Consider the following 26858-nt stretch of genomic DNA (forward strand, 5'->3'; position numbering starts at 1 on the left):
TTGCCTTACCGGGTTAACGCCCGGAGATCACTTCAGTGACGACGTCTTGCATGACACCGTTATTCACCTGAATCACTGCTTTGTGCGGGTCAAAACGCAGTACGCGCGAAAGCGCATCGCCGCGCCGATCGTCCAGCAGTGAACTCACCTGCGCGCTGCGCCAGCAGTGACGCATCTGCGTTAGGGTCAAACCAGAAAGCTGTTCGAGCTGCTGCGCCAGCAACACGTCATTGCTTTCAGCGCGCAGCAGGGCGCGCACCGCTGCGTCGTCCGGCGCATCGTCTAACTGCAGCAGCCAGCTTTTCAGCTGATGACCTTCAGCTATAAACGGCGAATAGATCATGCAAACCAGTTGGGTTTCATTGAGGCCGAAAGCCTGCTCGGCGAACTGCGCCGCGCGCTGGCGGGCGCGCTTAATCGCCTCATCGTCCTGATAACGTGCCGCCATCTCATCGATCAGCTGCGGCGGGAAATCTTTTTTCACCATCAGTCCGAGCGCAAAGCGCACATATTCGCGAATGCCTTCGGCGTAGTTCCGCTGCAACAGCGTCTCCGCACGCAGACCGCGAATATGCGCCATTAACGTTGGATTGCCGCAGTCCGATTCGGAGAAGCTGAACATCAGTTCATCGAAGCGAAAATGCATAAATTCAGTGAGCAGCGCCCAATGCGCACCCGCTTCATACGCGGTGTCTTGATAGATATTGAAGAACAGCGGGTCGCGTTCCAGCTGCCAGGTAATGCGGTGCGCAGGCGTCACCTGATCGGCGCCGTAGATATCGGCGAAATAGCGTTCGGCCACGCCATCCAGCGTCTGCAGGAAGCCGCTAAAACCGCGCGATTTATCCGCCACCGGCGCATCAAACAGCCGCGAAAGATGGCGCGCCCACGCAAGGTAAGCGGTTTGTTCCTGCGGCGAATCGCCGGTGATGATCACATCAACGCCGCCGTCGTAATGCGCCGCCAGGCCAAACGAGTTCACCATGCTGAGATTGCAGGCATTACAGAAAGTGGAGCGTGCATCAGCACGAAAGCGGTGGCCATTCATCAGCACATCGTTGCGATTCTGCTGGCGCACGCTGTCTGGCATCGGTAAATGGCGATCGAAGTGGCGAATTTGCAGGCCGTCGGTCACCAGACATTCGGTAAAGTCATCATCGAGGATGTGCAGCGCGCGATACACGCGATCGATATTTTCCATCACGCTGTCATTCATCGCCGCATGGCGGTTGGTGCTGATGCGTAACTGAAAAGTGCTGCCGTGCTGCTGCCAGATCAGCCCCTGAATGTAGCGCACATACGCCACCATATAGCTGCTGTCTTTACCGCCGCCATAGGCCAGCAGCACGCGGTTATTTTCCGGATGCGCGGCATCGGGGAGCGCGGCAAGTAAACGGCGTGAACAATGTTGAGCAGAATTGATAATCGCCGGGGTGAGATAGCCACTAATTTCTCTCATCATGGTGGACAGATTATTCATTTTTCACTTCATCCTTTGGCTAATAAAAACGCTGCTGCCGTGCTGGCGGCAACAGACGGGAAATGGGCCACGAAGGTGCTACGGAATGAATGTCTTGATTACCAATGCGCAGGGTTTTCAATTAACTAATGCAGCCTAAAGTACTTTGAATGTAATCTGGTGAAAACGCACAGATCAGTACGAAATAGGGTGGAACAGATGGCGGGTGAAACGGAACAGGGCAGGCGTTACCGTCAAATCGCAGAGCAGATAAAACAAGCCATTCACAGCGGCGCGCTGCCGCCCGACAGCCGTTTACCGTCGGTGCGCACGCTGGCAACGCAGTACAGCGTTAGCATGACCACGGCGCTCAAAACATTACGCACGCTTGAGGATGAGCATTACGCGGTGGCGCGTCCCAAGTCCGGTTTTTTTGTGGCGCCACGTAAGGCGGATAGGCTTTTTCCAGCGTTGATCAATGAGCAAGCGCGTGAAGTGGCCCCGCTTGATGAGCAAACTGAACTGCATCTGGCGATGCTGGGATCGGACTGCCGCGTGCGGCTGGATCTGGCGAACGGTGACATCTCGCTTTATCCGGTAAAAAAGATTGGTTTGCTGATGCGCCAGATGGGTTACAGCAAACCGGCGCTGCTCGGAAACACGGTGAAAGGGACCGGCTACCTGCCGCTGAAAACGGAAATTGCCCGCCGCGCAGTCGATTATGGCTGCAATATCAATGCCGATGACATCCTGATCACTAATGGCTGTATTGAAGCGATTTCGCTGGCGCTGCGCGCCACCACGCGACCCGGTGATATTGTGGCAGTGGAGTCACCCTGTTATTTCGTGCTGCTGCAGATGCTGCATAACCTCAATCTGCGGGTGATTGAGGTGGAAGCGGGCCCGGAAGGTTACGTCAATGTGGAGAAACTGACGTCGCTGTTCCAGGGTAAAGCGGTGCAGGCCTATCTCACCATCAACAACATCAATAATCCGCTCGGCAAAAGCATCCCTAACGAACAGAAAGCCTATATCGCGCGTCAGGCCGACGAGAACGATGTGGTGATCATTGAGGATGATATCTTCGGTGATACCGCGTTTGGCGAGCGCCGTCCATTTCCGATGCGCGCTTTCAGCCCGAACGCGATCTTATGCAGCGGCTTCTCAAAAACCGTCGCGCCCGGCATTCGTATTGGCTGGGTACACAGCAGCAACTACATGCGCAAAATCGCGTCGCTGAAATACACCACCAGCATGGGCACGTCGGTACTGTCACAGGCGGCGATTGCTGAGCTGCTGCGCAGCGGCGGCTACGATGCGCATCTTCGCAAGCTGCGGCGCGAGCTGAAGAATCAAATCCAGCACATGCGTCAGGCGGTGCTGCGCTATTTCCCGCCGGGCACGCGCGTGTCGGATCCCGAAGGGGGTTATGTGTTGTGGGTGGAGATGCCGCTCGGCGCGTTGAATGTGCGCGCGCTGTTTCTCAAGGCGCGCAACGCGGGCATTGGTATCGCGCCCGGCCATATTTTCGCAACCGATCACCGCTACGATCACTGTTTCAGATTGAATGCCGGCTTTGGCTGGAATGCGGAAGTGGAGCAGGCGATTCAGCAGTTAGCGCAGTGGTGCCAGTTGTCGTTGCCAGCGACGTGATGCAGCGGTCGCCATAAATGGCGACCCTACGGTCAATTCGTAAACGCGCTTTCCAGTTCTTCTGCCAGAATCTGCACCGCACGCTCAATTTTTTCGGCATCCGGCACGTAGTTCATGCGCATACACTGATGAGTGTGCGGCCATTCGTGTTCGAGGCCGGGGAAGAAGAAGTGGCCGGGCACCATCAGCACGCCGCGCGCTTTCAGGCGCTGATAAAGCGTTTCGGTACTGATCGGCAGATCGCGGAACCACAGCCAGAGGAAAATCGCGCCCTCAGGTTTATGAATCAGGCAGCGATCTTCCGGTAAATAGCGGCGAAGAATCGCAATCGTCTCGCTCACTTTGGCCTGATAAAACGGCTTAATCACCTCTTCGGACAGACGCAGTAAATCGCCGCGCCCGATCATCTCATTCGCAATCGCCGGCCCAATACTGCCTGGAGCAAGACTAATAATGCCATTCATGTTGCCAATTGCGCTGATGGTGCTCTCATCAGCAACGATAATGCCGCAACGTGCGCCCGGCAGGCCCAGTTTCGACAGGCTCATGCACAGAATAGTATTCGGATTCCACAGCGGTCGCGCTTCGCTAAAGATGATGCCGGGGAACGGCACGCCGTAAGCGTTATCGATCAGCAGCGGCACGCCATGTTGCTGTGCCAGCGCATCGAGCTGCAGCAGTTCTTCATCGGTGATCACGTTGCCGGTCGGATTGGTCGGGCGGGACACACAGATCAGACCGACATCATCGTTAAGCGGCAGATGATCGAAATCGACGTGATATTTGAATTGGCCTTCCGGCAATAGCTCAATATTTGGCTTGGCGGAGACAAACAGATCCGCTTCAAGCCCGGCATCGGCGTAACCGAGATATTCCGGCGCCAGCGGGAACAGCACGCGCTTTTTGCTGCCGTCGGCGCGACGTCCGGCGAACAGATTGAAAAGATAGAAGAACGCACTCTGGCTACCGTTGGTCAGCGCGATGTTTTGCGCGGTTAGCGGCCAGCCGAGTTCCTCACGTAGCATCTTCGCCAGCGCATCCAGCAACAGCGCTTTACCGCGCGGGCCATCGTAGTTGCACAACGCTTCGCTCAGTTTGCCGTCCTGATGCATCTGCATCAGCAGCTGATTGAAATAGTCGTTCATCGCCGGAATTTGCGCCGGATTGCCGCCGCCAAGCATGATGGTGCCTGGCGTGCGCAGGCCTTCACCCATGTCTTCCATCAGACGTGAGATGCCGGAGTGTTGAGTAAATTTGTCGCCGAACTGAGAAAAGGACATAGGAAGTTAAAACGTTGTGAAATCGAATGGGGAACCACCATAGCGCCCGCCGCTGGCAGGCGCAATGGGTAAAGCAGCCGCTTAGCTTTGGATTTGCGGGTTAACGCAGTTTTTCTCAACGTTGCCGTTTAGGGCCGCAATAAGGTTATCCACCGCGTCGCTCGCCATGCCATAACGGGTTTCATGTGTGGCGGAACCGATGTGCGGCAGCGCTACCACGTTTGGCAGCGTCAAAATTTCGGCATCGGCAGGGACCGGCTCAACTTCAAATACATCCAGACCCGCAGCGTGCAAGGTGCCGTCTTTCAGCGCTGTCGTCAGCGCCTGCTCATCCACGACTGGACCGCGACCAGCATTAATGAGAATTGCGCTTGGTTTCATCAGCTTAAGCTGCGCCGCGCCAATCATGTGGTGCGTCTGTTCGGTCAGCGGCAGGCTGATGCAGACAAAATCACTCTCTTTCAGCAAGGTTTCCAGATCGCAGGCACGCGCACCAAAGCGGGTTTCCGCTTCTTCATGTTGGCGACGCGCGTTGTAAAGAATATTCATGCCGAAGCCGAAGTGCGCACGTTGCGCCAGCGCCAGGCCGATGCGTCCCATACCAAGAATGCCGAGGGTTTTGTGGTGTACATCAATGCCGAAATGATCCGGACCGATGCTCTTTTTCCATTCGCCCGCTTTGACCCACTTATCCAACTCGGTCACGCGACGTGCGGTGCTTAACACCAGCGCCATCATGGTGTCGGCGACGGTTTCGGTCAGCACGGTTGGCGTATGCATTAGCAACACCTTGCGTTGATTCAGCGCGTCAACGTTGAAGTTATCGTAACCCACCGACACCGTGGAGCAGGCGCGCAGCGCGGGCATTTTCGCCAGCAGTTCGCCATCCACTTTGCCGCCAGAGCCGAGCAAACCTTGCGCCTGTTCGAACTGCGCCGCGTGTTTCTGGATAGTTTCCGGGGAAATATCATGCACTTCAGTGACGGTGAAATGGGCATCCAGTTTGGCGCGCAGGTCATCTGGCAGGCTCTTATAAAGAATCACAGCAGGTTTCATCTTTGCTCCCTATAGAACGAGTTGTGGGCGACCAACGTCGCCCCGAAAATTCATCTTTTACGCTTTCAGGCGTGCTTCGCCCCGTGTACGGGCGGCGGCGTTTTGTTCTGTGCCGGTTTAACGACAAGCGTCAGCCAGACTGAGGCCAGCAGCGCAGCACCCATGAAAATGTAGGAGGCGGCAGGCGAACCGGTCGCGCCATTAAGATAGCCTACAATCCACGATCCGACGAAAGAACCGAGTGCGCCCATGCTGTTGATCAGCGCCATCGCACCACCGGCGACGTTGCGCGGCAACATCTCAGGGATGATGGCGAAGAACGGACCGTACGGCGCATACATCGCACCCCCGGCAATCACCAGCAGCCCATAAGAGAGCCAGAAGTTGCTGGAACCCACCAGATACGAACCGAGGAACGCCAGTGCGCCAATCAGCAGTAACGGCCAAACAAACAGTTTGCGGTTCTGGGTTTTATCCGACGCCCACGACACCACGATCATCGCAATGGTCGCCACCAAATAGGGCACCGCGGACAGCCAACCGGCTTCCACCATGCCCATCTGCGAACCGTTACGCAGAATAGACGGCAGCCACAGCACGAAACCGTACACGCCGATGCTCCAGGCGAAATATTGCAGGCACAGCAGGATCACGTTGCGATTACGGAACGCTTCGCCGTAATTGCGTACCGCTTTGATACCTTCCTGCTCTTTTTGCAGTTGCGCCTGCAGCGCTGCTTTCTCGCTTTCGCTCATCCATTTGGCTTGTGACGGCTTATCCTGCACCAGGAACCACCAGGCAACTGCCCAGATAACGGCCGGGATGCCTTCAATGATAAACATCTCGCGCCAGCCAAAAGATTCAATCAAATAGCCGGAAACCACCGACATCCACAGCACCGTGACCGGATTACCGAGGATCAGGAAGGTATTGGCGCGCGAACGCTCCGATTTGGTAAACCAGTTACTGATGTAAATCAGCATGGCTGGCATCACCGCCGCTTCCACTACGCCAAGCACAAAGCGGATCGCCGCCAGCATTGGAATGTTGCTCACCACGCCGGTCAGCGAGGCGCAACCGCCCCATAAAATCAGGCACCAGAAAATCAGTTTCTTAACACTACGGCGCTCGGCATACAGCGCGCCGGGGATCTGGAAGAAGAAGTAGCCGAGGAAGAACAGGGCGCCCAGCAGCGATGACATGCCTTTGGTGATGCCGAGATCTTCGTTAATCCCTGCGGCAGAGGCGAAGCTGAAGTTCGCCCGGTCCAGATACGCCAGACTGTAGGTGATAAACACGATGGGCATGATAAACCACCAGCGTTTTGGCGCGATTGTCTGCGATTTCATGGGTGACTCCTCTGGTTGAGGTGGACGCATTCTGTGGATGCGCCTCGGAATATTGTTGTAGTGGGTACAGACTATTTGGCTTCATGCGGCCCCGTAGCGGCGCAATTTATTGCGCTTATGGCAGCGAAGCCGGTGCTAAAAGCGCGCGATGAATCGCGCCGCTACGGGATTGTGCAGTTATCAGTAATCGCCCAACGCCGCGCGCGTCGGCAAACCTTCGCTGTCGCCCGCAACCTGAATCGCCAGCGAACCGATCTTGTTGCCGCGCAGAATCGCCTGCGGCAGCGATTTTCCTTCCAGCAAGGCGCTGATCAGGCCAACGGCAAAGCCGTCACCTGCGCCCACGGTATCCACCACATTTTCGACACGAATCGGCGCGACCTGGCCTTGCTGGCCGTCGGCGGTTTTGTACCAGGCGCCGTCGCCACCGGTTTTGATCACCACCGCTTTCACCCCTTTATCGAGGTAGAAATCGGCGATGGCTTCCGGCTGACTGAAACCTGTGAGAATCAACCCCTCTTTCTCGCCCGGCAGCACCCAATCGGCATATTCCGCCAGATGATTCAGTTGCTTGCGCATCTCCTCTTCGCTACGCCATAACACCGGACGCAGATTCGGATCGAATGAGATGGTTTTGCCGCGCGCGCGCATCTCTTTAGCCGCGTGTTGTGCCAGCGCAAGTGAACTGTCTGAGATCGCCGCCGCTACGCCACTTAAATGCAGGTGGCGTGCGCTGCCAAAGTAGTTGTCGTTGAAATCGTCGGGCGACAGATGGCTGGCCGCCGAGTCTTTACGGAAATATTCCACTTCTGGATCGGAGCCGTCATCGACACGGGATTTGAGCTGGAAGCCGGTGCGATAGCGCGCGTCAGTGGTGACGCAGCGGTGATCCACACCCTCTTTTTCCAGCTGTTGCAGTGTGAAGCGACCAAAGCTGTCGTCGCCGACGCGGCTAACCCAGCCGACGTTCAACCCGAGACGCGCCAGGCCAATCGCGACGTTGAGCTCGGCACCAGCAATGCGTTTGACGAAGCCTTCAGCCGCGGCGAGATCGCCAGTTTGCTGAGCGATAAACATCGCCATCGCTTCGCCAATCGTCACCACATCCAGCGTTTTTTGCGTCATCATCGACTCCTTACGCTGCACGCAGCAGGTCAACGTAATGGCGGGTGACCGCCAGTAAATCCGCGCCTTCCAGCGGGAATTCGATGCCGCGTGGCGCATCGACGGGCAGCGCGTTGAGCAGCGAGCGCCAGCTATCGTCGGCCTCATCCAGCGCGATGGCGCGGAAAGTGTCGCCGTGTGGCACTGCGGTTTTAACGTGAATATAGCTGACATAGCGGCTGAGTTGAGCGGCGGCCTGCAAACCGTCTTCACCGGTCCATTGCCAGTTGCCCATATCAAAGGTCATATCCAGCGGCAGCGCGGCATCACAGGCCTGATGGAAGAAGCGCAGCATCGGTGCCAGTTTGCTGTCAGGGGTTTGATCGTTCTCGACCACCAGCGTTACCGTTGATGCTTGCAAAACGTCGAGCAGCGCGCTGGAATCAAGTTCAACAAAATGGCCCAATGCCACTTTCAGGCGCTTAGCACCGATTTGTTCGGCTTCCTGCAGAAACTGCGGCAGACGCGGATTCAGCGTGCCATCATCCAGCCACAGCGCTTCCGGCACGGAATAGCTGGCGCTTAGCTGATGCTGAGAAAGCGCATTGCCGAGCGCGTGCAGCAGGCAGAGTTCATTTTCGTTGAACAGCTCACGGCGGATTTCGACACCATCCGCACCTGCTTGCTTAATCAGCGGCAACAGCGCGGTTTGGCCACCCAATTCCGCCACTTTCTGCGCGCCGTATGCGGCAGTTACAACAATAATTTCTGGTTTCATCACTTTTCTCCGGGCATGACCACATCCCATTCGTTATAAAAAACCTAAATGGAACCGGTTCCAAAGGAAAGGTGCAGACTACGAAATTATGATCATGCTCACGAAGTGAGCCCTAAAAAGGGAGATTAGCGCAGCGGCTGGCTGGAGCCGCGCACGATCAGTTCGCCGGAGAAAAGCTGTTCGCTGATGGAGAGTTCGCTGCCTTCAATGCGCGCGATAACCTGTTCCAGCGCGGCGTAGCCAATCTGCCAGGTGGGCTGCTTCAGGGTGGTGATGCCCACGCCTGCCAGCGCGGCCCACTCAAGCTCATCAAAGCCCAGCAGACCGATGGTTTCACCCCAGTGCAGTTCAAGGCGCTGTAAGGCGCGTGCCACCTGGAGTGTCAACGCGCCGTGTGCAGCAATTACCGCACAACGCTGGCCTGAATGACGCTGGTAGAAATCGTGTAATCGCTTTTCCAGTTCGTTAGGTTGATGCAGCGCCACTTCGGCATTCTCCGCCGCAACCTGTGGCGCCGTTTTCACCGTGTCGTAGAAAGCACGCAGGCGCTCGCGGCGTGTATTGACGCTACCCAGCGGTTCACTGACAAACAGTAACGCCTGATAGCCATTATCCAGCAAATGCTGTGTAGCAATGTTCGAGGCTTCCGGATTGTTCAGTCCAACCATATCGCAAGCAAAATCCGGGATTTTACGGTCAATCAACACCATCGGCAGCATTGACTGTTGTAGGCGATTCAGCACTTCTTCATGCATGCCCACCGCATTCACCACAATGCCTTCAACCTGATAGCTGCTCAACAGTTGCAGGTAATGCTGTTCGAGATCGACTTCGTTGTTGGTGTTACACATCAGCAGGGTAAAGCCCTGCGCACGGCACGCCGCTTCGATGCCGCTCAACACATCAACCGAATAGGGATTGGTGATGTCGGCAATGATCAGGCCGATCAAACGCGTGCGGCCGCGTTTGAGTCCGCGCGCCATCTGACTGGGACGATAGTTGAGTTCGGCGATGGCCTGTTCGATACGGGCTTTGAGATCGGGCGAGAGCAGATTCACTTCGCCATTCAGATAGCGGGAAACGCTGGTTTTACCGGTTTTTGCCGTACGGGCAACGTCACTGATTGTGGCTCGTGGCGGCCTGGTTTTCATTGCTTACACCTGCTGAAAAGAAACAGGCGAAGACTAACACAGCTCGCGCCAGGCGCAATCATTGCGCATCAGAAGTGAGTCGCAACACCGGTTGCCATAACGTTTGCAGCTCGCTGAGGGGCGCATCATCAAGCAGTTGCAACACCATTTCGGCGATGCGCTCGCCGATATGCTGCTGCGATGATTGCAAAATGGTGTTTACGGGCTGATCGATAATGGAATCGGGCGGCAGTCCATCGTAAACATACAGTGGAATCGCCTGCGCGCCCTTCAACCGCGCGGCTTGTTGCAGTGCAATCGCGGCACCTTCACCCAGCGTGCTGCAATCGGTAATGATCGCCTGCGGCACATCGCCTTGTGCCAGCCAGGCGTTGGTTTGCTGATAGCCGGAGCGGCGCGTGGCGGGCAACGCTGCCATTAAGGATTGATCGACTGGCGCCTGATGCCGGATCAGCGCATCGATAAAGCCCTGGCGCCGATCGAGGGTATAGGTTGAAGACTCATTGCTGCCGAGATAGGCGAGACGCGGCAATCCTTGCTGCAGGCAGTGTTCTGCCGCCAGAAAGGTGCCGGCGTGATTATCGTAATCAATCCAGGCATAAGGCTGTGGCAGCTCGCTGCGACCGAGCGTCAGGAAGCGGAAACCCTTCTGCTGTAAACGTTGCAAACGCGCATCCTGCGGCAGGGTGTGCGTCAGTATCAATGCATCGATGGCGCCGCTGCGCAGCATACGCATCAGCTTACGCTGCTGATCTTGTGACTTATCGGGTAATAGCAGCAAATCGATATCGTGCTGTGCGAGTCGTTGATCCAGCGTCAGCAGCATTTGGCTGTAATAGCTGTCGTTAAGTGAGGCATGACTGATGGGGAAGAGCAGACCGACCGCATTGGCACGCCCGGTTTTCAGGCGGCGAGCCGCATCGTTAGGACGATAACCGCGCAGATGCGCTTCTTCTTCAATGCGTTTTCGCGTGGCGGCCGCGACATCATCGTAGCCATTTAGCGCCCGGCTCACGGTGGTAACAGAGAGACCAAGGGTAGCGGCGATGGCTTTCAGTGACATGATAGCATCCAATTGATCAATTTTTGATCACGCTAGCATAAAGGAAAAGACGGCTCTATCAGTTACGATTTTTTTAGCTTTTTCTGACAAATATGGCGTCAAAAGAGGCGAAAAAAGGTGATAAAAGCCGATCTGTTGATGCAGATCGGCTCTTTGCGGTTAGCTCAGCGGGCTGAGAGTGATCTCAACGCGACGGTTTTGCGCTTTACCGTCTTCGGTGCTGTTGCTGGCAACCGGATTATCCGGACCTGAACCTTGGGTGCGCAGGCGATTCTGTGCCACGCCTTGCAGAATAAGACCGCTGGCGACGCTGTCGGCTCGTTGCTGCGACAGACGCATATTCAGCGCGCGCGTGCCGGTGCTGTCGGTGTAGCCCACCACATTCACTGCCGTTTTTGGATACTCTTTCAGTACCATCGCCACGCCGGTCAAGGTATTGGCACCTGCCGGTTTCAGGTTGCTGCTGTTGGAATCAAAGGTGACGTTATTTGGCATGTTGAGCACAATATTGTCGCCCTGACGCGTCACGCTGACGCCAGTGCCGCGCATTTTGTCGCGCAGTTTCGCTTCCTGCACATCCATGTAATAACCTGCGCCGCCGCCCAGGGCTGCACCAGATGCTGCACCAATCAGCGCGCCTTTACCGCGATCTTTCTTCGACGACGACAGCACGCCAACGCCCGCACCCAGCACCGCACCTAAACCGGCGCCGATACCCGATTTGCCCGCCTGCGATTCGCCGGTATAAGGATTAGTGGTACAACCCGACAGCACGATGCTGCCGCTCAATAACAAGGTCAGCGCCAAAATACGCTTATTCATGAAAAATCCCTCACAGATCTAAACGGGGAAATGCCCCAAAACGGCACTATTATGCCGTTCAATTGTGGGGAAATGCGTGAGGGTCAGTCTTAAAGTGTAAACTTTTGCTTTAAAGATTATCGGGATGGCAGAAACAGCTGGTTTGATGATCGTTAATTAAGCCGCAGGCCTGTAGAAATGAGTGGCAGGTTGTAGGACCGACGAATTTAAAACCACGCTTCTTAAGTGCTTTCGACAGTGCAATGGCGGGCTCGGAGGTGGTTGGCGCCAGTTTGTAATCGGCGTAACGGTGCAAAATCGGCGTATGGTCGACAAAAGACCAGATAAAGCGCGAAAAGTCCTCTCCCGTTGCTTCCAGCGCTAACAATGCGCGTGCATTGTTGATGATTGCTTCCAGCTTACCGCGATGGCGAATCAGTCCCGCGTTTTGCATGAGATGCGCCATATCACTCTCATCCATCAGGGCCACGGCATTTGGATCAAATTCATGGAAAGCGCGGCGATAATTTTCACGTTTTTTTAGCACCGTAATCCACGAAAGCCCGGCCTGCTGGCCTTCCAGACAGACCATCTCAAATAAGGCGCGCTTATCGGTTTGCGGCACGCCCCACTCTTTATCGTGGTACGCGAGATACAGTGGGTCCTGAGTTACCCAGCCACAACGTTGCATTGCTTCACTCCTTAAGCAGATGAAAAAGTGATAGTTCCCTTGACGAATAGCAAAATCGATTAATAGTTATACAAGGGGCGCCGATATATCTTTCATAAAACCTAAACGCCCTTTCACTTCCCGGCTCGTCAGGAGTCTTTCATGGTGCAGAAAAGTCAGCGGACAGGCCAGCATAAAATTGTGCTGGCTATTGGCGGTTTGTGGCTATGTTTTCTGGCCGGAAATAGCTATGCCTACGATCAGGCGAGCCCGAATAGTGCGCCAGATTACAACGCAATACTCGCCGAAAAAATTTCCAATAATCATTTAATGTTGACAGAAAACCCCGAAGCCAACTTATTCGACGCTGCGCTTAATTCGCCGAGCGACTTTGCGATGGAGATGCACAGCGAAACCGCCAGTGTTGGCGCCACGCCGTTTGTTAATCGTTATTCGGCAGGGTGGTCGATACCGATGAGTAAAGCGGTGAGCACCGGGCCAGTGGCGCAGTTTGCGGTGGATGATTCGACGCTGAGTTGTCCGAAATGCGAACGCGTAGACAGCAATAACGCCGAACACATTGCGTCGTTGGGGTGGCGCGTTGACTCCAGCCTTGGCGTAATAATGCCGTGGGCGCAAGTCAGCTATAGCCATTTAGTGAACGAAGAGTTGCCGTCGCCAACCCGTGAGCGCGCTAACGACATGAACGGTCGGGAAAATAACTGGGTGGATGTCAATGTTGGTGCCAATCTGCCGCTGGGTCAACATATGGCGGCCTTTGCCTCATTCGGCCAAACCGGCGCGGTCAGCAGCGGCGAGCAGTTTATTTATAGCCTGGGCGTCAGCGCCAGCTTCTAATCGGCATAAAAAGAGAAGTGACAAAAAGTGATATCAATATACTAAGCGCGCTAATCATTACTTTGGTCACACTATGCGCAACAATATTATACTTATTAGCCGTGAAATTACGGCCTTTATCATCAGTGGATTGGTGCTCGTTTTCTGTATGGCGATGGTCTATATCGACGTCAACTGGATGAACGATGCACTGCACGAAACGTCTTTCACCGAAATCACCCAAGAGCTGATGCTCTTGCTCATCGCTACCGGCTTTTTCTTCTCTGCCTGGCAACGGCCATCGCAACGCAGTGTGCTCGTACTCATCGGCGGCTTTTATAGCTGCATGCTGATTCGCGAGATGGACTTCCTGTTCGATTTTATCAAGCACGGCGCCTGGCTGTGGTTTGCGCTGGCGACAACTGCGGCAAGTCTTGCTGTGGCATTGCGTCAGCCACGCCAGATTCTTCCCGGCTTGGTTGCACTGGTTCAGCACCGTAGCTGGCAGATGATGGCCGCAGGTTTACTGGCTGTTCTGGTGTTTTCGCGCCTATTTGGCATGCATCAGCTGTGGGAACATCTGATGATGGATGGCTATAACCGCGTGGTAAAAAACATGGCGGAAGAGGGCAGCGAGATGTTCGGCTACAGCCTGTGCCTGATCGCATCGGCTCGCTATTTATGGCAAACCCGCCCTCAACCTGTCGCTGTAACGATGCCGCACGCGTCACGCAATGTGGATCGCGCCGAACCGCTGTCTATGCCACGCTAATACCTACGACCTTTTTGACGATCACTTGCCTTAAAACAGGTACACTTACCGCATAACGCCGGGTTGAATTCTCCGCCCGGCGCACCATGCTGGTTAACGTCAGGTTTCTTCATGTCAGTCAAAATCTTATCTTCAACGTTGGTGGGGCTGGATGGCTTTTGCCATGACCCGCTCGCAGTACTGCAGCAGGCCGAGAACGGCACGCTGGCGGTGCTGCATAACAATGCCCCGGCGTTTTATGCGCTAACGCCGCAGCGTCTGGCGCAGCTGCTGGCGCTGGAAGCCGCCGCGCAGCAGCCTAATGATGTCACGCTGGATGAGAGTCTGTTTCAGACCGAAAGCGCGCCTATCGCGACACCGGTTGGCAAATTTGCGATGTACGAAGGCTGGCAACCGGATAGCGATTTTCAGCGTCAGGCTGCCATTTGGGGCGTGGCGTTGAGTGAACCCGTAACCGCCGCCGAGCTGGCCACGTTTGTGGCGTACTGGCAAGCGGAAGGCCGTTTGTTCCATCATGTGCAGTGGCAGCAGAAGTTAGCGCGCAGCGTGCAGATGAATCGCGCCGCCAATGGTGGACAGCCAAAGCGCGATCTCACGCAAATCAGCAATACTGATTACGATATTCCCGATGGATTCCGAGGTGAGTAATGAAAACGCCGAACGATCTTTTTAGCCGCCTGAAAAAGATGATGCCGTCTGAAGTGCAGCCGAAATTTAAAAACGGCGCGGAGCTGCTGGCCTGGAATCAGGAGCAGGGCCGTTTGCGCTCGGAAGCGATTGTGCGTGAAAACCGCGCGATGAAAATGCAGCGCATCATGGGTCGCTCGGGTATTCGCGAGCTGCACATGAATTGCTCGTTCGATAACTATCGCGTGGAAAATGATGGGCAGCGTAAAGCGCTGGCCATGGCGCGTGAATATGCCGCCGGATTCGAAAATAGCATCTCCAGTTTTGTCTTTTCTGGCCGTCCCGGCACCGGTAAAAACCACCTTGCGGCAGCGATTGGTAACGATCTGATTATCCGCGGTAAAAGCGTGTTGATTGTCACCGTGGCCGATTTGATGTCGAGCATGAAGGGCACCTTCAGCGGCGGCAGTGATTTAACCGAAGAGCGTCTATTGCACGATCTTAGTCATGTGGATCTGCTGGTGATCGATGAGATCGGTATGCAGAGTGAATCGCGCTATGAAAAAGTGATCATCAACCAAATTGTCGATCGCCGCTCATCGTCGAAACGCCCAACGGGCATGTTATCGAACCTCGATCCCGCGGGCATGAATTCGCTGCTGGGTGAACGGGTGATGGACCGTATGCGCCTCGGCAACAGTTTATGGGTGCGCTTTGACTGGGAAAGTTATCGCAGCCGTGTTCGCGGTGATGAGTATTGAGGGGTGCTATGAAAGCAGCCGGTAAAGGTCCAGCACTACTTCGTCTGAATAACCTGAAGCGGGTGATGACGCAACTGCGTACCACCCGCATCACCTCCCGCCAGGATCTGGCATTAGCGCTCGAGCTGAGCAAGAACACCGTTTCGTTGATTGTCGACGACCTCCTTGAGCAAGGGCTGATCAATGAGCTTGGCCCGGTTAGCGTGGCTTCAGCGGGACGACCCAAAATCGAAATCTCGCTGCGCGCAGAAAAATTGAAAAGCGCGGGCATCATGGTGGAACGTCAGGCAATTCACTGGCGCGTTTGCGACTACTATTCGCAGGTGATTGCCGAGCAGACCTGGCGCACGGAAACCAGCGATCCTGAGCAGTTGCTGCATGAACTGGTGGAAGTGTGCCAAACCTTGCATGCGGCGCATCCCGAACTGCTCGGCGTGGCGATTGGCTTTCCCGGTATCATCGATCCACACCGAGGATGGGTGCATTTTTCGGCCCATCTTGGTTGGAAGGATGTGGATGTCATGACCATCCTCAGCCACGAGATGCCGCTGCCGTTGCGCATCATGAATAACGTCAAAGCCGCTGCACTGCTCTCGGTGCAGCAACTTGAACTGAATAAGTCGCAGAGCCATTTCTATCTGCGTATCTCTGAAGGGCTTGGCGGCGCGCTGGTGGAACAGGGTGAGGTATTTACCGGCAGCAGCTGGACGGCAGGCGAGATAGGTCATCTCACGATGAAACCCAACGGCGAACGCTGTAGTTGCGGACGTTTAGGCTGTCTGGAAACACTGGTGAGCAAGCCGGCAATTCAGCAGCAATTGGCCAAGCGCAAGCCTGGCCTGCGTTGGCAAAACGGAGAAAGCGAGCCGGAAATTCTTAAGGAAGTGATGACGCAGGCGGGGACGTATCTGGGGAACGCTCTCAGTCAGGTAATGCAGGTGGTGAATCCGGCCAGCATCATCATTGATGGGCCGTGGAATGCGCAACCCGCGTTTGTGCAAGCGGTACAGCAGGCGGCGCAGGCCGGTACGCTGGCGTTTACCTTCGCCCACACCGCGCTGCATTTCCTGCCGATGCGTATCGATCCGGCCAACGGCTTAGCGCTGGCGGTGATTGAGCAATACGAACGTCCGAGCCAATAAAAGCGTGGTAAATCGCGCCGCTCCGTAGCGGCGCAATTCGTTGGCATCCTGACGGATTAATGCCGTGGAATATCAAATGACTCCTTCGCTTTGCCGGTTGAGATACGCTCTGGCAAATCCGCTTCGACATTAAATTTACGCAGCACCAGCGCATGAATCTTCTCAAGCGATACGCCTGCCGTTTCTGGCAGATAGCGGAAGGTGAAGAAGTACATACCCAGCGAGAAGATAGCGAACAGCAGCAGTGGGAAGCCACCGTGGAACATATCCAGCAGCATCGGGCTGCTGTTCATGATCGGGAAGGTGCTGCTGATAACAAAGTTGGCCATCGACATCGCGCAGATGGAAATGCCGACGCAAATCGAACGAATCTCGGTTGGAAACACCTCGCCCAGCACCGTCCACACGATCTGACCCCACGTCATACCAAAGAAAATCATGTAAGCGAACAGGCCAATGACTGCCAGCATGCCCGGCAAGTGGTAATAGAAGGCGATGAAGGAGTACGTCAGGCACACGCAAGAGGTGATGGCGCCCAGCAGCAGCAGCTTACGACGGCCAACTTTATCAATCAGCATCATCCCCGCCAGCACGCCAATAAACTGACAAATCGACAGCCAGAAGGTTTGCAGCAGCGCTGAATCGGTGCTGCCCGCGACGTTTTTCAGCAAGGTTGGCCCAAAATACTGAATCACGTTGATGCCGCTAATCTGGTTACCTACCGCCAGGCCAATTCCGACAATCAGCAACGGAACGGTGGTTTTATCCAGACGCAGACGTGATTTGTGCTGATGGGCGGTTTTATCAGAAAATGAATGTTTGATTTCGTTGAACACGCTCTCGGCATGCTCGCGGTTAGAGATTTTGGTCAGCGTATCCAGTGCTTCATCGTACTTCCCTTTCAGCACGTTCCAGCGCGGTGACTCCGGGATAAAGGCGATAAACAACATAAACAACGCACAAGGCACCAGCGCAGTGGCGAGGATGTAGCGCCAGCCCATATTGATCATTACGTCAGGCAAGGTGGATTTGGTGATGAAATAGTTGGTCAGCAACACCACCGATTGTCCGCCGACGCAACACACTGCATACAGCGCGGTGGTACGGCCACGAAACTTTGAGGGCGAGAGCTCCGCCAGATAGATAGGCGAAATTACTGACGCCAGGCCAATCGCTAATCCGCCGATCATACGGAAGATGACGAAGACGGTGAAGTTATGGGCGATTGCCGTGCCGACAACTGAAACGGTAAACAGCAGGGCAGTGATGGCGAGGGATTTTTTGCGTCCCAGCTTGTCGCTGAGGCGTGGTGCCATAAAGCAGCCAACTAAACTGCCTAGCAGAATGTTGGAAACCGCCCAACCTGTTTCAGCGGGGGTTAACTGAAAATATTCACTTAATGGTTCGATTGCACCGGAGATAATGGAAGAGTCATATCCCATCAGCAGACCGCCAAATGCCGCGACGGTACAGCAGAGGATGACATACTTCATGTTGTAGCGTTTTTGCCTGGTATCCATTGTTATAGCCCCTTGTCTCTACGGCCTGAACGTTGCTTGTTCAGAAAGAGGTGTTATGTAGGTTCGATGTTCATCTTTTATTCACGCGAGTATTTCTTATTGGAATATATGTTCTAAATGATGGTTTTTGGATCATTTTTTCCGGAAAGTGTGAAGGGGGTTGCGAAAATTGCTGCATAAGTCGTCAGGGGGTGTATTTATAGCTTAATGAAATAATAGGTTTTTCATCACTTCACTTTTTAAGAGCATTGCAAATTTTGCGTTTTATTGGAATTTTCATTCTGTTATGCGGAGATGTTCGCCCATTTTATTTCACCCGCCAACGCGCACGGGCGCGTTTCATTTTTTAACACGCAACGGGCATAATACGTTGATTCACAGCCCCTCTTTGCGGACGCCGTAATGAAAACGCAGCGCATCACTCTGGACGATATTGCTACCCTGGCGGGCGTCACCAAAATGACGGTAAGCCGCTATTTGCGCACACCGGAAAAGGTCAAAACGGAAACGGCGGAGAAAATCGCCAGCGTGATTGCCGAAATTGGCTACGTCGCTGATAGCGAAAATGTGGCGGCGGCCAAACAGAATCCGCCGCGTATCGGCGTGTTAATTCCTTCCTTTAATAATCAAATCTTTGCCGATCTGCTGGCGGGAATCGAATCGGTGACCAGCGCGCAGGGTTATCAAACACTGGTGGTCAATTATGACTATAACGCTCAGCGTGAAGAGGAGCAGATTGCCACGGTGTTGGCCTTTAACATCAAAGGATTGATCCTGACCGAATCGGTGCATACCGTGCGCGCAGAAAAATACCTTAACGCGGCCAATATTCCGGTGGCGGAAGTGATGGGGCTAACCGAGGCGCGCGGGCGCATCAATGTCGGCTTTGATAACTATCGCGCCGGCTACGATATGACGGCGATGTTGTTGGCCAGCGGCAAACAGCGCGTCATCTATTTTGGTTCGATGTCCGATCGTCGTGATGAGCAGCGCTATGCCGGCTATCGCGATGCGGTTGAAGCGGCCGGTTTGCCGGCGGGCCGGATTGTGCCGAACAAGGTCTCGTCGGTCTCGATTGGCACCGGCATGATGACACTGGCGCGTCAGCTCTATCCGGAGATGGATGCAATTCTCTGTACCAACGATGATTTGGCGGTTGGCGTGCTGCAGGAGTGCCAGGCAGCGCGTATTGCTGTGCCGCAAGCGATGGCAATCGCCGGTTTTCACGGGCTGGAAATTGGTCAGGCAACCACGCCAAGATTAGCCAGCGTGATCACACCCCGCTTTGAGATGGGCAAGGTGGCGACGGAAATCATCCTGAAAAAAATCAACCAACAGCCAACCATTGAGCAGGTGAATTTGCATTATCGTCTCTCAATGGGTGCGACCATTTAGTTCACTGCGTATAGCGCAAATGAAGCAGAGGAAAAGGATTTCCCTGACCATCAAGCGGCGAGCGGCCCGTCATCACAAATCCCTGATGCTGATAGAAACCTAGCGCCTGCGGATTTTGCTCATTCACATCCAGCTCGGTGACACCCAGTTGTTCGATGGCGAAGCGCAGCAGTTGTTTGCCCACGCCCTGACCAAACACTTCCGGCGCGACAAACAGCATCTCCAGCCGATTTTCTGCCACGCCCAAAAAGCCGACGATAGCGTTCTGCTCATCGCGATAAACGCGCAGCTCAACCATCGGCAAATATTGCTCGCGCACTTGCGGTCGCAAAGCACGAATATCTGACTCTTGCAGAAAATGATGCGTCGCCCGCACCGACGCTTCCCACACCGCGGTAATCGCCGCGAAATCGCTCTTCTGCGCGGGGTAAATTCCTTTCATGGTGTTCTCCTTTATATTTTCGTGTCATATCCGCAAACGCCAATTATTAAGCATTCTGCCTTGATGATAGCGCGATAAATTGTTGCCACATCTCTCCTTTGTTAGAGTGTCGTGAATTTTAGAGGAATGATTTATGCCGCGCGATAATCGCTTGTCTCGCTCGTTGCACGCACTGATTCATCTGGATCGGCACGTAAAACGCGCCACTTCCGAAACGATGGCCAAAATGTTGGGCACCAATCCAGTGGTGGTGCGCAGGATGATGTCTGGCCTGCGTGACAAAGGGTATGTGGTGTCAGAAAAAGGGCACGGTGGCGGATGGGAGCTGCGCGTGGCGTTGTCGGAAATTTCCCTGCTGGATGTTTATCAAGCAATCGGTGCGCCAGCGCTGTTTAGCATTGGCCCCGCTGCGGATCCGTCACCTTGTCTGGTTGAGCATGCTGTTGATGCGCAGCTTGATCAAACACTCAGCGAAGCGGAAGCGATGTTGTTACACCGCTTTAGCCAAATTACCGTTGCTGATATCAGCAATGATTATCTGCAAAAAATGGAAAAAATGGGCCTTCCTTCAGATACCTTCCCCAAATGCAGTGAATAACCGACATTCATCGGTTATTCGGCACATCGGTTAATCCTGTTTTTGTAAGGTGATTTGCGCTTCATGCTTCATGACGTGAGTGGTAATTGCAGCCTGAAAAACTTTAAACATCAATCCATTAATAAATGTTGTGAATGTTAAAGTAACAAATGCGGTCATCAGCCAGTCAACGATCGCCATCCCGCTGTGTAATAAATCAGGGCGATAAATCACCATGCCGACAAATACGACCCAGTGACTCATGCAGTAGAAGCAATGGAACAAGTGGCCTAATAACGCATGTTTTTTCGCGGTCCAGGCGCGTAAACCTGCGAACAGCTCAGTTTGGGTAATTGTCATTGAAATACTGGCTGATGCCAGCGCGATCGCCAGGCATATCGACAGGTTGGTGATTAGTAAGCTACTCATACATCTTCCTTTTCATCTCAAGGTTCATAACCGTTGTATCATTTCATGTAACTAACAATATTACATGATGGGTGTTGCTGCAAGATGTCGCAGGTGCCAACTGGCTGAACAGGATCATATTGGCGAGTTATCGCTATTTATTGGCTTTTCCCCGTCACATAGCCAGCTAGCGGCTTTCTATAATGATTGCCACTTGCCGGATCGACGTCCGGTTTTCATTTCGACATCAGGAGGAAAGAGGGATATGCACGCCGCCTTTATGCAGCAACTGATGATCTGGATTGAGGATAATATTGAGCAGAAACTCATTCTGGAAACCGTGGCGCGCCGCGCCGGGTATTCGCAGTGGCATCTGCAACGACTGTTTCGCAGTTACACCGGCATTGCGCTGGGCACCTACATTCGCGAGCGCAAGCTAACCGCATCGGTGATTACGCTGTTAAACAGCAATATGCCGCTAATGGATATCGCCATTCAATATGGCTTCGACTCGCAGCAAACTTACTGCCGCACATTTCGTCGCATGTTCGATTTGCCGCCTGGCGCATTTCGTCGCAAATATCAGCACAGTCTGCCGAACATTGATGGGCCAGCTAGTCTGCTATTTTTGCATGCGCCGAATCGGCAGGCGGCGTAAAATATTTACCCGGCGTGGAGCCAAACGCGCTGCGAAAAGCGCTGATATAGCTGCTAACGCTATCGAATCCGACCTGCCACGCGACTTGCTGTACGCTATGTCCGGCTGCCAATCCTTCCAATGATTTGAGTAAGCGTGAGACCTGGCGATAACGCGTTAAACTCATGCCCACCGTGCTGGCCCAGTGACGGCTCAGACTTCGCGGACTCAATCCTGCCCAACGTGCGAGTTCTGGCCCGGTGCGCGTATCGGAAGGATCATCCATCAACAGGCGCGCAATTTGGTGAAGTCGCGGTTCTGCCGGCAGCGGTAACGTTAGCGGATGCTCGGTCGATTGATATAACTCATCGAGAAACACCGCGCACAGGCGGTTATAGCGCGCGCTACCCCAATGATCAGGTGACAAGGTTGCCAGTCTTTCTGCCAGCGGTTCCAGCACCGAGGGGCATGAGAGCAACACGGGCCGATCTGGCAGCGGTGCAGTGAGCGTATCGTCAACCAGAACCGTCCAACCCAGCACGCGGCCTGGCCCAACGATCGCATGTTCAAAGTAGGGGGGAATCCAGCCAACCAGCCGCGGTGGATTGGCAAAAATGCCGGATGGCGTTTTCACCGTCATCAAACCTTGTTTTAAACAGAAGAGTTGCCCCGCGGCGTGGCGATGGATGAACGTTTCGCGATCCAGCTGTTTGGATAACGCAGCAGCAATCACTGTCGGCGCATCCGGCTCGAGCAGGCGCTGACGCAGCTCAGCCTGACGCGGATTACCTGAAAAAGTCAGCGTATCGGTTGGGTGGATCAGCATGCCAGGCTCCTCAGTGCGATGAAGGAGCAAATTGGCGGAGATTGATGGGGAAGTAAAGCGTGGGCGCGCTTCGGTTTAGAAACGCGCCGGGTTTTGCGGGTTTAGTTGCCGCTCTCAACCATTCGGTCGTGCGCGACAATCGCCAACAGCAGCTGACTTTGTGCGGCATAAAATCCGAACGGGTCATGCTCAACACAGTGTGCCGTGAACGCAGGTAGCCAACGCCACAACAGCTTTAGCGCCTTGTCGCGCAGAGCCAGGCAGGCGGCTGCATTTGGCCTATTTTCGCTGGCGGCGAAACTTAAATGGCTCAATAACTCCAGGCAAATCGCCAGATGATCCTCCGGCTCACGAAATGCCCGATCGCGCTCTAAACCGGCCTGCAGTAACAAGAGCTGCATCTCATCACAAGCGGCCTGGCTAAAGCGTGCATTATCCTGCTGATAACAGGAAGCATAAGGCAGTGCTGCCTGCTTGGGCGACATCAGGAACAGGCCCGCAAAATCTGCCGCCAGCTCCAGACGCGCATCAGGGCGCAGGTTCAGCGCCGCAATGCTGTTGCGTGACGCTAACACGCCATCCTGTAGCGAAGGCATTGTGGCCAGATGTTCCAGCCACAATGCCACATCCGGACTTTGCAGCTGCGCCAGATGCTGGTTATCCAGTTCGCGGGCAAAGAGTCCGGCGAACCAGCTATACAAACAGGCGTAATGTTGAGGAGTTAAATGTCCTGACATCAGCTGGCACTCGCTTCTTCGGGCTTCAGAATGTAGTCACATTTCGCGATCATCTCAGTGGGACCGTTAAAAGCGCTGACCGGTGCACTATCTCCGAGGTACTTCTCGATATTCACAATCGCAGTGTGGGCGCTGGTCGCCTGTGCCAGCTGCGAGGAACCAATGTCCAGCGTCAGCACGTTAGGGTTACCATATTGGCACAGTGCGCCAATCGTGCCGCCGCGATCGGGGTCGTACCATGCGCCTTCATGGATGCGAATCACGCCAGGCAGATAGCGGTCAGAAACCACCGCACCCGCCAGCACCTGACCACGCGCATTGAAGACGCGCACTACATCGCCGCTGCGAATGCCGCGTGCGCTGGCATCCTGTGGACTGATATAAACCGGCTCTTTGCCCGCCACGCTATATTGCGCCCGCAGCGTCTCTGACTCACACAGTTGCGAATGCAAACGAAAATCGGGATGCACCGACTGCAGATGCAGCGGATAGTGCGCCGATCCCGGCCCGCCGTGTGAGCGCTCAGTTTTTTCAAACCACATCGGATGCCCCTGACAATCGTTGTAGTGCAGATCGGCAATGCTCTTTGAGTAGATTTCGATTAAACCGCTCGGCGTGCCTAAAGGTTCCAGATCGGGATCGTTACGGAACGCCTGATGACGGACAAACAGCTTGGCATCGTCAAATTCGATATAGCCGCTGTCGTTCCAGAACGCGTCAAATGATGGCAAATGCAGGCCGCGTCCTTTGCCTTGCTTAACGCCATCCTGATAGATACGTTTGAGCCAGCCCATCTCGTCCAGCCCTTCGGTGAACGCCTGTTCGCGGTCAAAGCGACGACAAAGATCGCGGAAAATATCGAAGTCGTTACGCGCTTCAAACTGCGGCGGCACAATTTGTTTCATGCCGAGCAGGCCGCGATTGGAGAGGTTGCCGTACTGATCGATGTCATTACGCTCAAACTGCGTGGTGGCAGGCAATACGATATCGGCGAAGCGGCAGGTGGCAGTCCACTGATTATCAATCGACACCACGGTTTCCAGCGTTTGCCAGCCCTCAATGATGCGGTTGGTCTGCTGGTGACGATGGAACGGGTTGGTGCCGGCAAATACGCACATTTTCAGCTGCGGCAAGGTGACTTTTTTACCGTTCCAGTTGATCACTTTGCCGGGTTCCAGCATCGCATCAATGAAGCGCGCGATGGGAATGGGGCTGCTGGCGCCTTTGAAATCGCTGCTGGTGTGGCGCGGCGGCGTCGAGGTCGAGCCGGAAAAACCGCTAAGAATGATGCCGTTACGGGTGGGTGTTCCGGCACCGTTATAATGCCAGCCGAAGCCGAAGCCACCGCCGGGCAAACCGATTTGTCCCAGCATCGCGGCCAACACTACCACCATCCACGCCCACTGCTCGCCGTGTTGCATGCGTTGCACGCACCAGCCAGCAATAATCTGGCTGCGATCGGCTGCCAGTTGGCGTGCCAGATCGCGTATCGTCTGCGCTTCAATTCCGGTCAGGGCGGCTGCCCATTCGGCATCTTTCGGCTGGCCATCGCTTTCACCGGTGAGATAAGGCAGGAACTGCTCAAAGCCGACGCAATAGGTGCTAAGGAATTGGCTGTCGTGCAGTTTTTCGCTGTAGAGTGTGTGAGCCAGCGCCAGCAGGAGCGGCACATCGGTTTGCGGATGCAGCGCCAGGTGCTGCACCTTGTCGCGTCCCAAAAATTCATGGGTGCTGGAGACCACTGGATCAACACTCACCACGCGGATTTCGCCCTGCGCCACCTTCTCTTTTAGCTGCGCGTAGTAGTCGTAAACATCGTGATCCGGGCACCACCAGTTGGCCTGCTGATTTTTCACCATATCGGAACCCCACAGCACGATGGTTTTGCTGTTTTCCAGCACCAGCGGCCAGGAGGTTTGCTGCTCGTATACTTCCATCGAACCGACCACGCGCGGCAGAATCACCTGCGCCGCGCCGGTGGAGTAGTCACCGCCGCTGCCAACGGACGCGCCATGCAGCGCGAGCGCGCGACTCAACATGCCGCCCGCGTTATGGAACATGCCGGTGGATTGCCAGCCGCTGCTGCTCAGCAATGCGCTCGGGCCGTAGGTGGTTTGTACGCGTTCCAGCTCCTGATAGAACAGGTCCAGCGCTTCGTCCCAACTGACACGCACAAAGCGATTATCGCCGCGCTGGCGCGTATCGCTTTGATGACGTTTCCGCAGCCAGTCCACGCGCACCATGGGATAGCGCACGCGCGCGGTGCTGTGAACGTGATCCGGCAAGCCAGCGATGATTTTGCTGGGATAGCGATCCTGCTCGAACGGCGTGGCTTTCACGAAGCGACCCTCAACCACCGTGGCGCGAATCGCGCCCCAATGCGAACCGGTGAGAATCCCGTGTGCAGCCGGTGCTGCAGCCTGCGCCTGACGTGGCACCAGCAGCGAAGGGGTCAACATGCCCAGCGCGCTCAGCCCACCCAACTGCACCAGAAAGCGGCGGCGTGAGTGATTAAATGCATCGTTATTTTTCATGCTCGCTTCCTTAATGTTTCTGATCCGCGCCGCCGGTATCGGAGGCATTTAACTGCAGGTATTTCAGCAAGGTGCGCTCTTCACGCTTATCCAGGCTGGTGAAGCCGATCATGCCGTTGAGGGTGCCGATCCAGCCATTGGCATCAAAGTGCGCTTTATCGGGTGCGCCGTGGCACTGATTACAGGTACCGCTGTAGAGCGCACTGGCGTAAGCCCAAATCGGTTTGCTGTCGTTAACCATGTCGCCTTTCTGCATCCACGCGGTGGTTTGCAGCTTGCTCCATTGGACGTTAGTGGCAGCAACGGTGGTGGTTTCCAGCGTTTTGGCATTCTTCTGCAGGTCATCGCGGATTGAGGAGACGAAGATGCGTTTACCCGGCAGCAGCGATAGCACGCGCTGGCGGCCCTGGGTTTCGCTCCAGCCGGTGATCTGCACTTGCAGCCAGTCGCCATCGCGCTTCAGTACCTTTACTTCTGAAGCGGGCAGCAGTGAACCCGATGGTGCGCCATCGGTTTTGTTGGCAAAGATCGGTTTCATATCGAGCGCGAATAAGGTATCGCCGCTGCTATTGGCGTCAGCGGTTTTACGCATCTCTTCGAACTGTTTACGGAAACCGCTGCTCATATCGGGCAACTGGTGGGTGATGCCTTTGTGGCAATCAATACAGGAACGATTTTCCAGCGCGGCGGCGCTCATCTGGCGAGCGGCTTCGGGCTTCTGGCGCGTGTGATCCATGGCGTCATAGTTATGGCAGCCGCGGCATACTGCGGAATTGCTCTCTTTCATACGCTTCCACTCACGCTCGGCAAGGATTAAGCGCTTGGCTTCAAACTTTTCCGGCGTATCAATCGACCGTGCAATCAGAGCCTGATAGAGATCATTACTCGCTTCCAGCTTGCGCTTTAGCATGCCCGGAATATCGCGCGGGATATGGCAATCACGGCACTCAGCGCGCACGCCTGACGGATTTTTGAAGTGTGTTGACTGCGTATACTCTTTGTAAGGCTGCTGCATGCCGTGGCAGCTAATACAAAACTCAGTCGAACTGGTTAGCTTAATCCCGGTGTGAGGGACCACAATAACGGCCAATCCAATGACCATCCCGACCAGCAGGATCGCCAGCACCGACCAGCGTGCGCTGGGCCGACGTAATCTCTTCCATAGTGTTTTCATTGTTATAACCCTGTTGTTGCAACGGTTTCGCGCGGCAATTTTAGGGATGAGATATGAACAAGGTCAGCGGGTCAGATGAACAGGATGCGGCGGAATATGAACAGT

At 54.8% G+C, this 26858-nt stretch carries 26 protein-coding genes; 9 read left to right on the top strand and 17 right to left on the bottom strand.

What is annotated here, in order from left to right; all coding sequences use genetic code 11:
* Positions 1-13: 13 nt before the first annotated feature.
* A complete protein-coding gene (locus ACRQ84_RS15465) occupies positions 14-1480 on the bottom strand; it encodes a hypothetical protein (protein ID WP_064738279.1) in 1467 nt (488 codons plus the stop codon).
* Positions 1481-1678: 198 nt separating this feature from the next.
* Between ACRQ84_RS15465 and ACRQ84_RS15470 the strand changes: the two genes are divergently transcribed.
* Positions 1679-3112 (top strand): aminotransferase-like domain-containing protein, encoded by a 1434-nt coding sequence (locus ACRQ84_RS15470; RefSeq protein ID WP_483816506.1) that lies wholly within the window; start codon positions 1679-1681, stop codon positions 3110-3112.
* Between the two features lie 32 nt (positions 3113-3144).
* On the opposite strand, the gene ACRQ84_RS15475 is transcribed toward ACRQ84_RS15470, so the two are convergent.
* The 9 genes from ACRQ84_RS15475 to ACRQ84_RS15515 all read right to left on the bottom strand — a co-directional run bounded on the left by ACRQ84_RS15475 (position 3145) and on the right by ACRQ84_RS15515 (position 12385).
* Positions 3145-4392, bottom strand: coding sequence for a valine--pyruvate transaminase (locus ACRQ84_RS15475; RefSeq protein WP_483816507.1), 1248 nt, complete (start codon positions 4390-4392; stop codon positions 3145-3147).
* An 81-nt stretch (positions 4393-4473) separates the two neighbouring features.
* On the bottom strand, positions 4474-5448 hold the full coding sequence (gene ghrB, locus ACRQ84_RS15480; protein WP_064738276.1) for a glyoxylate/hydroxypyruvate reductase GhrB: 975 nt from the start codon (positions 5446-5448) through the stop codon (positions 4474-4476).
* A 65-nt stretch (positions 5449-5513) separates the two neighbouring features.
* Positions 5514-6797 carry an MFS transporter gene (locus tag ACRQ84_RS15485; protein WP_483816508.1) on the bottom strand — a complete coding sequence of 428 codons (1284 nt, stop codon included), beginning with the start codon at positions 6795-6797 and terminating at the stop codon, positions 5514-5516.
* A gap of 180 nt (positions 6798-6977) precedes the next feature.
* Positions 6978-7922 (bottom strand): sugar kinase, encoded by a 945-nt coding sequence (locus ACRQ84_RS15490; RefSeq protein ID WP_483817940.1) that lies wholly within the window; start codon positions 7920-7922, stop codon positions 6978-6980.
* A gap of 10 nt (positions 7923-7932) precedes the next feature.
* Complete coding sequence (locus ACRQ84_RS15495; RefSeq protein WP_064738273.1) at positions 7933-8679, bottom strand: sugar phosphate isomerase/epimerase family protein; 747 nt, start codon at positions 8677-8679, stop codon at positions 7933-7935.
* Between the two features lie 125 nt (positions 8680-8804).
* A complete protein-coding gene (locus tag ACRQ84_RS15500) occupies positions 8805-9830 on the bottom strand; it encodes a LacI family DNA-binding transcriptional regulator (protein ID WP_483816509.1) in 1026 nt (341 codons plus the stop codon).
* A gap of 58 nt (positions 9831-9888) precedes the next feature.
* Positions 9889-10893 (bottom strand): LacI family DNA-binding transcriptional regulator, encoded by a 1005-nt coding sequence (locus tag ACRQ84_RS15505; RefSeq protein ID WP_483816510.1) that lies wholly within the window; start codon positions 10891-10893, stop codon positions 9889-9891.
* Positions 10894-11052: 159 nt separating this feature from the next.
* Positions 11053-11715 carry an OmpA family lipoprotein gene (locus tag ACRQ84_RS15510; RefSeq protein WP_064738270.1) on the bottom strand — a complete coding sequence of 221 codons (663 nt, stop codon included), beginning with the start codon at positions 11713-11715 and terminating at the stop codon, positions 11053-11055.
* A 109-nt stretch (positions 11716-11824) separates the two neighbouring features.
* Positions 11825-12385 carry a DNA-3-methyladenine glycosylase I gene (locus tag ACRQ84_RS15515; RefSeq protein ID WP_064738269.1) on the bottom strand — a complete coding sequence of 187 codons (561 nt, stop codon included), beginning with the start codon at positions 12383-12385 and terminating at the stop codon, positions 11825-11827.
* A 141-nt stretch (positions 12386-12526) separates the two neighbouring features.
* Here ACRQ84_RS15515 and ACRQ84_RS15520 point away from each other — a divergent pair, with 141 nt between their 5' ends.
* From ACRQ84_RS15520 to ACRQ84_RS15540, 5 genes are all read left to right on the top strand, one after another.
* On the top strand, positions 12527-13222 hold the full coding sequence (locus ACRQ84_RS15520) for a hypothetical protein (RefSeq protein WP_064738268.1): 696 nt from the start codon (positions 12527-12529) through the stop codon (positions 13220-13222).
* A gap of 73 nt (positions 13223-13295) precedes the next feature.
* On the top strand, positions 13296-13973 hold the full coding sequence (locus tag ACRQ84_RS15525; protein ID WP_483816511.1) for a hypothetical protein: 678 nt from the start codon (positions 13296-13298) through the stop codon (positions 13971-13973).
* Between the two features lie 111 nt (positions 13974-14084).
* Positions 14085-14621 carry a primosomal protein DnaT gene (gene dnaT / locus ACRQ84_RS15530; protein ID WP_483816512.1) on the top strand — a complete coding sequence of 179 codons (537 nt, stop codon included), beginning with the start codon at positions 14085-14087 and terminating at the stop codon, positions 14619-14621.
* Positions 14621-15361, top strand: a complete 741-nt coding sequence (gene dnaC, locus ACRQ84_RS15535) for a replicative helicase loader DnaC (protein WP_007893471.1) — start codon at positions 14621-14623, stop codon at positions 15359-15361. Before dnaT ends, dnaC begins: the two co-directional genes overlap by 1 nt.
* 8 nt (positions 15362-15369) lie before the next feature.
* Complete coding sequence (locus ACRQ84_RS15540; protein ID WP_483816513.1) at positions 15370-16503, top strand: ROK family protein; 1134 nt, start codon at positions 15370-15372, stop codon at positions 16501-16503.
* Positions 16504-16559: 56 nt separating this feature from the next.
* Here ACRQ84_RS15540 and ACRQ84_RS15545 read toward each other — a convergent pair whose 3' ends face one another.
* The gene (locus ACRQ84_RS15545) at positions 16560-18023 is read right to left on the bottom strand and encodes a sugar porter family MFS transporter (protein ID WP_483816514.1); all 1464 of its coding nucleotides are present in this window, start codon (positions 18021-18023) and stop codon (positions 16560-16562) included.
* A 402-nt stretch (positions 18024-18425) separates the two neighbouring features.
* On the opposite strand from ACRQ84_RS15545, the gene ACRQ84_RS15550 reads away from it, so the two are divergent.
* Positions 18426-19418, top strand: coding sequence for a LacI family DNA-binding transcriptional regulator (locus ACRQ84_RS15550; protein ID WP_064738263.1), 993 nt, complete (start codon positions 18426-18428; stop codon positions 19416-19418).
* A 1-nt stretch (position 19419) separates the two neighbouring features.
* On the opposite strand, the gene ACRQ84_RS15555 is transcribed toward ACRQ84_RS15550, so the two are convergent.
* Positions 19420-19860 carry an acetyltransferase gene (locus ACRQ84_RS15555; RefSeq protein WP_483816515.1) on the bottom strand — a complete coding sequence of 147 codons (441 nt, stop codon included), beginning with the start codon at positions 19858-19860 and terminating at the stop codon, positions 19420-19422.
* Between the two features lie 133 nt (positions 19861-19993).
* Between ACRQ84_RS15555 and ACRQ84_RS15560 the strand changes: the two genes are divergently transcribed.
* Positions 19994-20458 (top strand): Rrf2 family transcriptional regulator, encoded by a 465-nt coding sequence (locus tag ACRQ84_RS15560; RefSeq protein WP_064738261.1) that lies wholly within the window; start codon positions 19994-19996, stop codon positions 20456-20458.
* 30 nt (positions 20459-20488) lie between these two features.
* Here the strand turns inward: ACRQ84_RS15560 and ACRQ84_RS15565 are convergent, their stop codons facing one another.
* On the bottom strand, positions 20489-20866 hold the full coding sequence (locus tag ACRQ84_RS15565; RefSeq protein ID WP_483816516.1) for a DUF1360 domain-containing protein: 378 nt from the start codon (positions 20864-20866) through the stop codon (positions 20489-20491).
* A gap of 244 nt (positions 20867-21110) precedes the next feature.
* On the opposite strand from ACRQ84_RS15565, the gene ACRQ84_RS15570 reads away from it, so the two are divergent.
* A complete protein-coding gene (locus ACRQ84_RS15570) occupies positions 21111-21503 on the top strand; it encodes a helix-turn-helix domain-containing protein (protein WP_483816517.1) in 393 nt (130 codons plus the stop codon).
* Here the strand turns inward: ACRQ84_RS15570 and ACRQ84_RS15575 are convergent.
* The 4 genes from ACRQ84_RS15575 to torC all read right to left on the bottom strand — a co-directional run bounded on the left by ACRQ84_RS15575 (position 21460) and on the right by torC (position 26753).
* On the bottom strand, positions 21460-22308 hold the full coding sequence (locus tag ACRQ84_RS15575; protein ID WP_081112537.1) for an AraC family transcriptional regulator: 849 nt from the start codon (positions 22306-22308) through the stop codon (positions 21460-21462). The two genes, ACRQ84_RS15570 and ACRQ84_RS15575, sit on opposite strands and share 44 nt — an antisense overlap.
* A gap of 101 nt (positions 22309-22409) precedes the next feature.
* The gene (gene torD / locus ACRQ84_RS15580) at positions 22410-23045 is read right to left on the bottom strand and encodes a molecular chaperone TorD (protein ID WP_483816518.1); all 636 of its coding nucleotides are present in this window, start codon (positions 23043-23045) and stop codon (positions 22410-22412) included.
* Positions 23045-25579: a trimethylamine-N-oxide reductase TorA gene (gene torA, locus ACRQ84_RS15585; protein WP_483816519.1), complete on the bottom strand. Its 2535-nt coding sequence runs from the start codon at positions 25577-25579 to the stop codon at positions 23045-23047. The genes torD and torA overlap by 1 nt, the downstream gene beginning before the upstream one ends.
* 10 nt (positions 25580-25589) lie before the next feature.
* Positions 25590-26753 (bottom strand): pentaheme c-type cytochrome TorC, encoded by a 1164-nt coding sequence (gene torC, locus ACRQ84_RS15590; protein WP_483816520.1) that lies wholly within the window; start codon positions 26751-26753, stop codon positions 25590-25592.
* Positions 26754-26858: the final 105 nt, after the last annotated feature.

Origin of the sequence: Pantoea sp. E2023-21 (assembly GCF_051302795.1) — a bacterium.
Classification (GTDB): Bacteria; Pseudomonadota; Gammaproteobacteria; order Enterobacterales; family Enterobacteriaceae; genus Pantoea; species Pantoea ludwigii_A.

Coding starts and splice junctions, on each gene's coding strand:
- ACRQ84_RS15465 (WP_064738279.1), bottom strand. CDS start 1,480: ATGAATAATCTGTCCACCATGATGAGAGAAATTAGTGGCTATCTCACC.
- ACRQ84_RS15470 (WP_483816506.1), top strand. CDS start 1,679: ATGGCGGGTGAAACGGAACAGGGCAGGCGTTACCGTCAAATCGCAGAG.
- ACRQ84_RS15475 (WP_483816507.1), bottom strand. CDS start 4,392: ATGTCCTTTTCTCAGTTCGGCGACAAATTTACTCAACACTCCGGCATC.
- ghrB (WP_064738276.1), bottom strand. CDS start 5,448: ATGAAACCTGCTGTGATTCTTTATAAGAGCCTGCCAGATGACCTGCGC.
- ACRQ84_RS15485 (WP_483816508.1), bottom strand. CDS start 6,797: ATGAAATCGCAGACAATCGCGCCAAAACGCTGGTGGTTTATCATGCCC.
- ACRQ84_RS15490 (WP_483817940.1), bottom strand. CDS start 7,922: ATGACGCAAAAAACGCTGGATGTGGTGACGATTGGCGAAGCGATGGCG.
- ACRQ84_RS15495 (WP_064738273.1), bottom strand. CDS start 8,679: ATGAAACCAGAAATTATTGTTGTAACTGCCGCATACGGCGCGCAGAAA.
- ACRQ84_RS15500 (WP_483816509.1), bottom strand. CDS start 9,830: ATGAAAACCAGGCCGCCACGAGCCACAATCAGTGACGTTGCCCGTACG.
- ACRQ84_RS15505 (WP_483816510.1), bottom strand. CDS start 10,893: ATGTCACTGAAAGCCATCGCCGCTACCCTTGGTCTCTCTGTTACCACC.
- ACRQ84_RS15510 (WP_064738270.1), bottom strand. CDS start 11,715: ATGAATAAGCGTATTTTGGCGCTGACCTTGTTATTGAGCGGCAGCATC.
- ACRQ84_RS15515 (WP_064738269.1), bottom strand. CDS start 12,385: ATGCAACGTTGTGGCTGGGTAACTCAGGACCCACTGTATCTCGCGTAC.
- ACRQ84_RS15520 (WP_064738268.1), top strand. CDS start 12,527: ATGGTGCAGAAAAGTCAGCGGACAGGCCAGCATAAAATTGTGCTGGCT.
- ACRQ84_RS15525 (WP_483816511.1), top strand. CDS start 13,296: ATGCGCAACAATATTATACTTATTAGCCGTGAAATTACGGCCTTTATC.
- dnaT (WP_483816512.1), top strand. CDS start 14,085: ATGTCAGTCAAAATCTTATCTTCAACGTTGGTGGGGCTGGATGGCTTT.
- dnaC (WP_007893471.1), top strand. CDS start 14,621: ATGAAAACGCCGAACGATCTTTTTAGCCGCCTGAAAAAGATGATGCCG.
- ACRQ84_RS15540 (WP_483816513.1), top strand. CDS start 15,370: ATGAAAGCAGCCGGTAAAGGTCCAGCACTACTTCGTCTGAATAACCTG.
- ACRQ84_RS15545 (WP_483816514.1), bottom strand. CDS start 18,023: ATGGATACCAGGCAAAAACGCTACAACATGAAGTATGTCATCCTCTGC.
- ACRQ84_RS15550 (WP_064738263.1), top strand. CDS start 18,426: ATGAAAACGCAGCGCATCACTCTGGACGATATTGCTACCCTGGCGGGC.
- ACRQ84_RS15555 (WP_483816515.1), bottom strand. CDS start 19,860: ATGAAAGGAATTTACCCCGCGCAGAAGAGCGATTTCGCGGCGATTACC.
- ACRQ84_RS15560 (WP_064738261.1), top strand. CDS start 19,994: ATGCCGCGCGATAATCGCTTGTCTCGCTCGTTGCACGCACTGATTCAT.
- ACRQ84_RS15565 (WP_483816516.1), bottom strand. CDS start 20,866: ATGAGTAGCTTACTAATCACCAACCTGTCGATATGCCTGGCGATCGCG.
- ACRQ84_RS15570 (WP_483816517.1), top strand. CDS start 21,111: ATGCACGCCGCCTTTATGCAGCAACTGATGATCTGGATTGAGGATAAT.
- ACRQ84_RS15575 (WP_081112537.1), bottom strand. CDS start 22,308: ATGCTGATCCACCCAACCGATACGCTGACTTTTTCAGGTAATCCGCGT.
- torD (WP_483816518.1), bottom strand. CDS start 23,045: ATGTCAGGACATTTAACTCCTCAACATTACGCCTGTTTGTATAGCTGG.
- torA (WP_483816519.1), bottom strand. CDS start 25,579: ATGAAAAATAACGATGCATTTAATCACTCACGCCGCCGCTTTCTGGTG.
- torC (WP_483816520.1), bottom strand. CDS start 26,753: ATGAAAACACTATGGAAGAGATTACGTCGGCCCAGCGCACGCTGGTCG.